Annotated in this window: 11 protein-coding genes and 1 pseudogene; 2 read left to right on the top strand and 10 right to left on the bottom strand. The window is 69.8% G+C overall.

Annotated features, from left to right (window positions below; translation table 11 throughout):
- Nucleotides 1–352 precede the first annotated feature (352 nt).
- The gene (locus C2142_RS37825; RefSeq protein WP_153882857.1) at nt 353–505 is read left to right on the top strand and encodes a hypothetical protein; all 153 of its coding nucleotides are present in this window, start codon (nt 353–355) and stop codon (nt 503–505) included.
- A 47-nt stretch (nt 506–552) separates the two neighbouring features.
- Here C2142_RS37825 and C2142_RS37820 read toward each other — a convergent pair whose 3' ends face one another.
- The 5 genes and pseudogenes from C2142_RS37820 to C2142_RS37800 form a co-directional block, all read right to left on the bottom strand.
- Nucleotides 553–1107, bottom strand: coding sequence for a hypothetical protein (locus C2142_RS37820; RefSeq protein WP_241003072.1), 555 nt, complete (start codon nt 1105–1107; stop codon nt 553–555).
- 173 nt (nt 1108–1280) lie between these two features.
- Nucleotides 1281–1535 (bottom strand): annotated as a pseudogene (locus C2142_RS37815) (ATP-binding protein); the annotation flags it as partial.
- Nucleotides 1536–1673: 138 nt separating this feature from the next.
- Entirely contained in the window at nt 1674–2201 is a 528-nt protein-coding gene (locus tag C2142_RS37810; protein WP_206671121.1) for a hypothetical protein, read from the bottom strand.
- A gap of 48 nt (nt 2202–2249) precedes the next feature.
- On the bottom strand, nt 2250–3239 hold the full coding sequence (locus C2142_RS37805; protein WP_148647306.1) for a tyrosine-type recombinase/integrase: 990 nt from the start codon (nt 3237–3239) through the stop codon (nt 2250–2252).
- The gene (locus tag C2142_RS37800) at nt 3236–3823 is read right to left on the bottom strand and encodes a tyrosine-type recombinase/integrase (RefSeq protein WP_148647305.1); all 588 of its coding nucleotides are present in this window, start codon (nt 3821–3823) and stop codon (nt 3236–3238) included. The genes C2142_RS37805 and C2142_RS37800 overlap by 4 nt, the downstream gene beginning before the upstream one ends.
- A gap of 175 nt (nt 3824–3998) precedes the next feature.
- On the opposite strand from C2142_RS37800, the gene C2142_RS37795 reads away from it, so the two are divergent.
- Nucleotides 3999–4916, top strand: coding sequence for an IS5 family transposase (locus C2142_RS37795; protein ID WP_241003071.1), 918 nt, complete (start codon nt 3999–4001; stop codon nt 4914–4916).
- Here the strand turns inward: C2142_RS37795 and C2142_RS37790 are convergent.
- The 5 genes from C2142_RS37790 to C2142_RS37770 form a co-directional block, all read right to left on the bottom strand.
- Nucleotides 4873–5418, bottom strand: coding sequence for a hypothetical protein (locus C2142_RS37790; RefSeq protein ID WP_148647304.1), 546 nt, complete (start codon nt 5416–5418; stop codon nt 4873–4875). The genes C2142_RS37795 and C2142_RS37790 overlap by 44 nt on opposite strands.
- 57 nt (nt 5419–5475) lie before the next feature.
- The gene (locus tag C2142_RS37785) at nt 5476–5841 is read right to left on the bottom strand and encodes a hypothetical protein (protein ID WP_194235872.1); all 366 of its coding nucleotides are present in this window, start codon (nt 5839–5841) and stop codon (nt 5476–5478) included.
- Entirely contained in the window at nt 5838–6938 is a 1101-nt protein-coding gene (locus C2142_RS37780) for a site-specific integrase (RefSeq protein ID WP_206671120.1), read from the bottom strand. Before C2142_RS37780 ends, C2142_RS37785 begins: the two co-directional genes overlap by 4 nt.
- A gap of 187 nt (nt 6939–7125) precedes the next feature.
- Complete coding sequence (locus tag C2142_RS37775; protein ID WP_148647302.1) at nt 7126–7770, bottom strand: ATP-binding protein; 645 nt, start codon at nt 7768–7770, stop codon at nt 7126–7128.
- On the bottom strand, nt 7767–8994 hold a 1228-nt coding region (locus tag C2142_RS37770), incomplete at its 5' end, for an IS21 family transposase (RefSeq protein ID WP_194235871.1). The genes C2142_RS37775 and C2142_RS37770, both read right to left, overlap by 4 nt.

The following is an 8994-nucleotide window of genomic DNA, read 5'->3' as shown; positions in this document are numbered from 1 at the left end:
CACACAGAGCCCGAGCCGACGACTTTCAGTCGATCTATGAACCCGGCGAGGACGCGTGATCTATTACGCACCGTCACCGGTCACACAACTTGAGCCAGAACCTCATATGAGAGCCACTGCTTCGGCGTGAACGGGAGCCAGGGCTAGGCCGTTCGTGGCGGTGACGTACTCGACCGTGGCGGGCGTTCTTCGGTGAGTTCGGGAGCCGTTTCGGCGAGATTGGGAGCCACTGATCGGGTGAGCCGACAGGCGTGGGCGGAGTGTCCGTAGGGGCTGGGGTGGGGGCGTCGGTAGCTTGTGGCCGTGGGCCCGGGTCGCCTCCCTGACAAGTCGCGGCCAGGGCTCGCCCTTCGTGTCCACGACGGTCGATCGCTGGGCCTGGCTGGTGATCGCGGCGCACACCCAGCTCAGCCTCGCCCGCCCGCTCGTCGCCGACCTCCGCCACTCCCGGGAGCGACCGGCGGAACCGAACAGGCTCACCCCCGCCCGCGTCCGGCGCAGGTGAAGGGCGTCAAGCCAAGAAGGTCCGCTACGAAGAGCTGAACGTAATGCTCAGCGTGCCGGAACAGGTGTCTCCGCAAGAACGCCGATGCCGCTCACTCGCATCGACGCCGTCAGTGCGAGCGGACTGATGCCCAGGGCTGTGGCGATCTCGGGGGCCATGTCGAACGCCCGCCACTTCCACTCCTCCTCGGACTCGTCGTTGCGCGCGTTCTCGTGCCAGGTGGGCGGCAGGCCCATCCGCTCCCGCTCGGCCTGTTCCTGCACAAGCGGTTGCCCCAGTGTCAGGAATCCGTCGTCGACCTCGCCGGTCTCGCAGTACCGCCGCACCACGACCCCGTGCTCTGCGATCAGCCAGGCTGAACCGTCGTTTTGTGTACCGAAGTAGTACGCCTGCGCCATTCCGTAGCGGGAGCTCAGGGCGATACACAGACGCAGCACCTCGTCGCTTCTCTCGCTGCTGCACGGGTCGCACCACGGGCCGATCACCAGAGTCCATCCCTCGATCTCAGGACTCACATAGACCCGGGCCAGTCCATCCGGATTGTCCTCCGCCTCTCCGTGGCCGTCCTCGTCGATGACAGCCTCGGCCTCGGCGAACGTCACGGGGATGGGTCGGGTGAGGCCCAGGTCCGCAATGACTCCTTCCTGGTCCCCGGTCGGTACGGCGATCCAGTAGAGCCAGCACGTCGACAGTGGCCTTGGCCGGTCGTCCCTCGCGATTCTCACGGCCACAGCCTGCCACTCCAAGAGCGGGGGCTCAGCTCAGGGGTTGAATCTCAAGCTCGGTTCGGGGTGGGGAAGAGGGATTCCTGGGTGGCCTGGTAGCGGTAGGACTCGGTGCCGGTCTGGATCAGGGTGCAGCGGAAGGTGATCCGGTCGGCGATGGCCGCGCAGAGGCGGGCGTCGCCGAAGGTCTTGTCCCATTCGGTGAAGGGCGAGTTCGTGGCGACCGCGGTGGTCTTGCGCTCCTCGCGCTCGGTGAAGATCTGGAACAGCAGCTTGGCGCCCTTGCGGTCAAGGTTCAGGTAGCCGAACTCGTCGACCTATGCGGATATCGGCATAGCTGGACCTATGCCGAGACCGCGACTATGCCGAGAAGGATGTGGGCGAGCGTGATCGCGGGCAGCGTGACGGCTGCTCTGCTCGGCATAGTCGACGGCGGGGAGTGTCTATCCGGCCCAGGGGTTCGGTCCCTGCTTGTGGACGTCGAGCTCGCGCGTCTGGTCAGTGGGCCAGAGGTCGATCTGGTAGAGAAAGTGATCGCCGGGGCCGCCGTTGGTGTCGCCGGCCGGTGGGTCAGAGGGGATGTAGGAGACCCGGACTCGCAACAGCCCTGCGGGGACGGTGATGCTTGGCCCGTCCTCCGGGTGGACCCCTGGGCTGGAGACGGCGAGTTGGCCAGTCGGGGCAGCCAGGTCCACCTCCACGATGTGCTCAGCCGTCGGCTCGACCATGGGCGCGGACGCGTGGACGGTGATCAGCGATTCGACCATGTCGTCCCGCGCGGTGCCGACGGAGATCGAGTGCGGTTCCACCCCGATGCGGTGAACGTGGACTGCTTCCTCGGTCCAGCCAGCTGGCGGGAGGTCCGGGTCTGTCGCGTGTTCAGCCATCCACGCGTCATAGGGCTCAAGATCTTGGACATAGAACTGCCCGTGATCGGCATCGATCAGGAACTTCAACGAATCATCAGCCACCGCCGCAGGCTATCGAAGCGGACTGTCACTGCCGGCTCGGCTCACGACTCACAGGCGGTCGAGGAACGCGAGGACCTTGTCGGTGGGCTGGTAGCGGCCGAGGCGGGCGGTAACCGGTGCGGTCAGTGAGAGTGCCTTCTCCTTGATGGTCATGTCGGCGTGGACGTAGGCGTCGGTGGAGCGGACGCCGGCGTGGCCGAGCCAGAGCGCGATCACTGTGGTGTCGACACCGGCCTGGAGCAGGGACATCGCGCAACTGTGGCGTAGGACGTGGGGGTGGACGCGCTTGTCGAGGAGGGTCGGGCAGGTTTCGGCGGCAGCCTGGACATGGATGGCCAGGCGCTGGGCGACGGCGTCGCGGGTGAGGCGCCGTCCGGTCCGGGTGCAGAACAGCGGTTCGCCGCGCTTGCCGGAGCGTTCACCGAGCCAGGCCCGCAGCAGGTCCTGAACGCTGCGGTCCAGGGGGACGGCGCGGTGCTTGCGGCCCTTGCCCTCGCAACGGACGGACGCGCCCTCGCCGAGCGTGACGTCGTCGCAGTCCAGGCTGGTGAGTTCGGAGACCCGCAGGCCGGTCTGGACGGCCAGGGCCAGCATCGCTTTGTCCCGTCGTCCCTCCCAGCGTCGCGGATCCGGTGCCGCGAGCAGGGCGTCGACTTCTGCTGCTGTCAGGAAGGTGATGTTCCTCTTGTCGTAGCGTTTGGGCGGGATGTCCAGGACGCGTTGGATCAAGAGGGCGTGTTCGGGGTGCTGCAGGGCGGCGTAGGAGAAGAGGGAGCGGATCGCGGTCAGTCGGACGTTGCGGGTGCGGGCGCTGTTGCCGCGTTCGTCCTCGAGGTAGTTGAGGAAGGCGGAGACAGCGTCGGCGTCCAGGTCGGTCCAGTCCAGTCTCTCCGGGGCGGTGCCCGTGCGTTGGTGGACGAACCCGAGGAGGAGGCGGAGCGCGTCGCGGTAGGCGGCGACGGTGCGCGGGCTCGCCTGGCGCTGGCGGACCAGCCGGTCGGTGAAGAACGACTGGAGGGTGGGGGCGATCGAGGTCATGGCCGTGCTGCCTTTCCGATGCCTTCGCGGCGGTCCGCCGCCAGGGCCAGCAGTTCCGGGGCCGCTGACATGTACCAGTAGGTCGAGGACGGTTCTCGGTGCCCGAGGTAGGTGGACAGGGACGGGATCCTCGCCTGGACGTCGGCGCCGTCGCGATACCAGGCCAGCAGGGTGCGGACGGCGAACGTGTGGCGGAGGTCGTGCAGCCGGGGCGGGTTGGGGGCATCGGCCCCGACGCCGGCCCCGGTCACCATCTGTCGGAACGTGGGGGCGACGACGGCGTAGATCAGGCGCTTCCGGGTGCGCGAGACGAAGAACGACGGGTCCGCGGGACACGGCGCGTCCTGGTCGCGGAGGGCGTCGTAGCGGCGGAGCGCGTCAACGCCGCTGACGTCCAGGGGAACCAGCCGGGACTTGCCGAACTTGGTCTCCCGGATCCGCAGCACGCCCTCGGCCCAGTCGATGTCGTCGTGGTCGAGCTTGATGGCCTCTCCGACCCGCAGGCCGGTGGCGGCGAGCAACCCGACCAGGGTGCGGTAGGTCGCCGCGCGCAAGGGCGGGCCGAGCCTGTCGGCCTGCCTCATCACCGCGGTGACGTCGGCGTCGGAGTAGATGAGTGGCTGTTGTCGTTCCGATCTTGAGGGGTGCTGGTCGAACGGGAGTCTCGATCGGGTGAGTGCGGCGGCCGCCGTGCATGAAAGCAGGGCCTCTTGGTAGCTCGAAGGGTGTCTACGCCAAAGAGCGGTCCAGGAGGCCCTGTTGTCGCAGTTCTACGGCATCGCGGGAGCGGGGTCCACTTCGGTCACTCTCGCGTGTGACTGCCTGGCACACCGGTTCGGGAACGCCGCCGACCACGGGGTCCGTGCGCGCCGCTACCCGACGGACATGTCCGAGGCGGAGTGGGCGGTGGTGCGGCCGCTGCTGCCGGTGCCGGGCTGGCTGCGCGGGCGGGGCGGGCAGCCGGAGGCGTACTGCCACCGCGCGATGTTGGACGCGATCCGCTACCTCGTCGACAACGGCACGAAGTGGCGGGCGATGCCGGCCGACTTCCCGCCGTGGGACCGGGTCTACGCCTTCTTCCGCCGCTGGCGCGACCACGGCCTGGTGAAGGAGTTCCACGACCGGCTCCGCCGCAAGGTCCGCGAGCAGGCCGGGCGGGACCCGGAGCCGAGCGCGGGCGTGATCGACTCCCAGTCGGTCAAGGCGGACGCCGTCGTCGGCGCCGACAGCCGCGGCTTCGACGGCGGCAAGCTGATCAACGGCCGCAAGCGGCACGCCGTGGTCGACACCCTCGGCCTACTGCTCGCCGTTCTGGTCACCTCAGCCGACACCGGAGACCGCGCCGCCGCGCAGGTCCTGCTCGCCCAGGTCGCCGCCACGCAGCACCGGCTGGCGCTGGTCTGGGCCGACGGCGGCTACACCGGCAGCCTCGTCGAGTACTGCCTGGCCGCCCTCGCGCTGGTCCTGGCCATCGTCAAGCGCAGTGACGACATGCGCGGCTTCGTCGTGCTGCCCAAGCGCTGGATCGTGGAGCGGTTCTTCGCCCACCTGATGCGAAGCCGCCGCCTCGTGCGCGACTTCGAGCGATCCACCGGCAGCGCGGAGGCGATGGTCTACTGGTCGATGACCCTGCTCATGACCCGCCGCCTGGCCCGGCCACGGCCTTCGCGAGCGTGAACCGGCCCGGCGCCGGCTCGGCCAGCCACCCGCGCGCTGTCAGCCGCTTCGCCTTCGACCGCAACGCCTCGATCTTCGCGGGCACCGGGTCCAGGCCGAAGCTGCCAGCCATCTCCTGGCAGGTCAGCGGGCCTTGACCGAGGCGGTTCCGGTCCGCGAGAACCTGCACGATGCGCTGGTAGTCCGCCGACAGCGCCGACCAGGCCAGCCCCGCGCGCCACATCGGCACCACCGACTTCGGCTTCGCCGCCTCCGAAGATGCAGACAGAGCCGGCGGTTCACCGCGATCCGACGGCTCCTCGGCGGCATCCGGGCCGGCGGCGTCTCCTTCACCCGGGGACAGCACCTCGCCGACACGCGAGCGGGCGATGACCCACTCGTTCCACTCCCGCTCGGCCACGACCAGCTCGGCCTGGACACGGTCCGCCTCCTCCCGCAGCGCGTCCACACGACGGCGAGCGGTCACCTCGCGCTCTTCCAGCAGCCCCACGACCGACGGCATCCCGACCTCCACCAGAGCGACGACACGACACGCCACCACTCCCCGAGACCGCCGACCCTATTCCTGACCAGCGAAAACGCAGCCCTCAAGCCCGGAAAGACAACAGCCACTGAACGGCTGCCGCCAGCGTTGGCGGTGCGGCAGCAGGCCCAGCGGTGGGATCTCGGTGGCCGGGTCGATGCCGCTGAGATAGCGGGCGAAGCCGCGGACCGCGGTGATCCGGCGCGGGCTCACGGTCGTCACCACCTCGCCTTCCCGCGCCCGGACCCAGGCCAGCGCGGCGGCGACGGTCACCGTGGTCTGCCCGCGTTCGTCCAGGAAGGCGACGAAGTCCGGCAGCAGCCATGCCGCCTCGGCCAGCTTGTGCCCCAGCGAGCGGCGGAGTCGCAGGTAGTCGTCGAGTGCCTGCCGCAGTCCGCTCATGCCGCCTCCATCCCGGGCCAGGGGCGGGCGACAGTGCGGAGCGCGGCGAAGTCGACCTTCGCGTAGAGCGCGGTCGTGGCCAGGTCCTGGTGACGCAGGACCTGGCTGATAGCCGTCAGCCCGGAGCCCTGCCGCAGCATCTCCCCGGCCAGGGCGTGCCGGAGCCGGTGCGGGCCGACTGTCGGCAGCCCGGCCCGCTTGCAGGCCCGTTCCACCACGTCGCCCACCAGGTCGGCGCGGATCGGTCCGCGTGGCGCCCGGTCCGTGACGAACAGGCGACGGGTGTCGACCTGGGGACGGGCTTCGGACAGGTAGGCGACCAAGGCCTCGCCGACGTCCACCGGCAGGGGCAGCCGGTCCTCCCGCCGCCCCTTGCCGCGGATCGCGATCTCCCCCGAGCGCCAGTCCACGTCCTCCAGTCGCAGCCGCGACACCTCGACCGAGCGCAGGCCCAGTCGGGCCAGCAGCGTCAGGATGGCGTAGTCGCGGACAGCGACACCGCCCGCACGCGGACAACAGTCCAGGAGCTGCTGGACATCGGCCGCGGACATCGTCGGCGGGACCGCCGCCAGGCGCCAGCCGCCGACCGGCGGCACGGACGCGCCGAGCTTCATCGGGATCAGCCCCCGCAGGTGCAGGAACCGCATCAGCGAACGCAGTTCGGCGACCTTCCCCTTGGCCGAGCCGGCCGAGACCCGCGCGCACTCCCGCAGCAGGAACGCGTTCAGGTCCCCGCCGCTCAACCCGGCTGGGGAGAACACCCCGCCCGGCATGGCCTGCTCGGCCAGGAAGCGGCGGGCGGTGTTCGCGTACCGCAGGACGGTGGTCGGCGACAGCCCGCGCTCGCCGGTCATCCAGTCACGGAACTCCTCCAACACGCCATCCAGGGGCGATACTTCGTCCCTGGATGGCGAGACAATCCCGGCCTCGCGCAGATATGCGAGCAGGGGCCGCATCCCGCGCGGTCCCGGGAGTCGCCGGCGGCCTGCCTGCCGCTGGTCGTTCAGGAACCGCTCCACGACCGCCTCGCCGAGATCGCCGATCTCAAGCCCCAGCCCGGACAGCCACACCCCGACCAGGCCCAGATCCTTGAGCATGTTCCGGATGGTCAACGTGGTGTATCCCCGAGCCGTCAGCCAGGACCTGTACCCCTCGACATGCGGTGCGAGAGCACCGGCCTTCCTGCGTGTCCCCGCCATCGGGACCCCCTTCCCGCAAGGCGCCCTGCCTCGCGGTCAGGTGCTGCCCACCCTCGGCACTATGCAGAGATCCGAAAGCCCGGATTCACGCGAACGAGGGCGTGGCGTGGCAATCTTCGGCATAGCCGCGGTCTCGGCATAGGTCCAGGCACAAAAGATCGATCTTGCTGTAGCGGGCGATCACCGAGGACAGACGGCGGCTGGCGTCGGCCTCGGCGAGCTCGTTCACCAGCGCGCTGGTGGTGGTGTAACGGACCGACAGGCCGGTCTCGGCGATCGCGGTGCCGATGCCGATCAGCAGGTGGGACTTGCCGGTGCCGGAGTCGCCGATCAGCACCAGCGGTCGGCCCTCGCGGACCCAGGTCGGGGATTTGAGCTCCGCGACGACCTCGGGGGTGACGTTGGGGTTCTTCTCGAAGTCGAAGTCCTCCAGCCGCTTCGGCCTCGGGAAGCGGGCCAGCCGCAGCAGCCGCTGCTGGCGGCGAAGGTCCCGGTCGGCGAGTTCGACCTGCAGCATGTCCAGCAGGAACTGCTTGTAGGTGGCCTGCTCGCGCCGGGCGGTGGTGGCCAGGTCGATGAACCGTTCGCGGAATGCCGGCAGGCGAAGCTCGCGGCATGCCTCGTCGATCAGCATGTCCTCCGGGTCGCCGGGCAGCGACATCCTGCGGCCGGGGACCTTGCCGGTGTCCTGCTCGTCGTCCTGGTCGGTGACGGTGATGGTCGGCCTCATGCGCCATGGCCTTTCTGGGTCTGGCTGTCGCGGCTGGCGACCGGGCTCAGCAGCCGGTCGTACTTGCTCATGTCGGGCAGCGCCTGGCGCGGATCGGGCGGCAGGCGGCGCGCGTGCAGGGAGATCACCTGGGCCCCGGCCGAGCCGTCCGGGGTCGCCTCGTCGGGGCCGGCCAGGATCTCGGCGTCGTCCGCGTCTGTGCCCTCCATCGCTTTGCGGGCCTCGATCGCGACCAGGTCGGTGGAGACGGACCCGATCCGCAGGCAGGTCTCCATCGCCGCCACCAGTGCCTCGGGCGGGAGCTGGCGGTGCAGTAGCAGCACCTCGATCAGCATCCGGGTTCCCTCGCGGTCCCCGGCCTTGGCCTTCGCCGCGGCCCAGAACGCCTCGTGGACCTTGGTGAAGCCGCCCTCCGCGCGGGCCTGCGCGAGCGTGGAGGCACCGGCGAACGCGCCGGGCTTGGCCAGCAGGATCTCCAGGTAGTGGTCCAGGAAGTCGTGGTAGGTGTAGCGGCGCGTCAGCCGGGGGTGGCGGGCGACGACCTTGCGCCCGTCGAACACCCACAGCTCGTTCGCCCGCAGCTTGACGCGCACCTTGGTGCCGATGAACTTCGCCGGCACCGAGTAGTAGCACTGCCGCACCGTGATCCGGGAGTTCCGCGCGACGACGGGGGTCAGGTCGATCCCGCAGTCGTAGTCGTCCGCCGGCAGCGGCCGCAGCCGGTCACGCTCGGCCTCGAAGTCGAACCCGATCGAGGTCGGCCGGCCGTGGATGTGCCGGGCGTCCTCCGCGATGTCGATCGCGGCCAGGCGCTCGTTCAGCTCCGCCAGCGAGTCCACCGCAGGCGGCGGGACCAGGTGCTTGCGGCGGAACCTGCCGCCCTCGTGTTCCACCCCGCCCTTCTCGTGGGCACCGTCCTCGCCGGGCGCGCAGTAGAACGCCGAGAACTGGTACCAGGACTTGAACGACGCCCACCGCGCCGACTCCAACCTGGAGCGGCCGAACAGCACCTGCTTGACCGCCGGCTTCAAGTTGTCGTAGCGGATGTGCACCGACGGCACCCCGCCCAGCGCCGTGAACGCCTCCAGGTGGCCTTCCAGGAACGCCTCCTGGGACGCGGTCGCATAGACCCGGTGCACCGCCTTGCCCGAGTAGGACAGCCGCAGCGTGAACAGCACGCACTTGCGCCGCTGCCCGGCCAGGTCCAGCCAGAACGAAGTCGAC

This window comes from Streptomyces sp. CB01881, assembly GCF_002953255.1.
Lineage (GTDB): Bacteria > Actinomycetota > Actinomycetes > Streptomycetales > Streptomycetaceae > Kitasatospora.
The sequence above is the reverse complement of the archived record's forward strand: the minus strand, read 5'-3'. Positions and strand labels throughout refer to the sequence as shown.

Bases quoted from the DNA above. Each gene is read 5' to 3' on its own strand.
- C2142_RS37805 (WP_148647306.1), bottom strand. From the start codon at position 3,239: ATGACCTCGATCGCCCCCACCCTCCAGTCGTTCTTCACCGACCGGCTG.
- C2142_RS37800 (WP_148647305.1), bottom strand. From the start codon at position 3,823: ATGAGGCAGGCCGACAGGCTCGGCCCGCCCTTGCGCGCGGCGACCTAC.
- C2142_RS37790 (WP_148647304.1), bottom strand. From the start codon at position 5,418: ATGCCGTCGGTCGTGGGGCTGCTGGAAGAGCGCGAGGTGACCGCTCGC.
- C2142_RS37785 (WP_194235872.1), bottom strand. From the start codon at position 5,841: ATGAGCGGACTGCGGCAGGCACTCGACGACTACCTGCGACTCCGCCGC.
- C2142_RS37780 (WP_206671120.1), bottom strand. From the start codon at position 6,938: ATGCTCAAGGATCTGGGCCTGGTCGGGGTGTGGCTGTCCGGGCTGGGG.
- C2142_RS37775 (WP_148647302.1), bottom strand. From the start codon at position 7,770: ATGAGGCCGACCATCACCGTCACCGACCAGGACGACGAGCAGGACACC.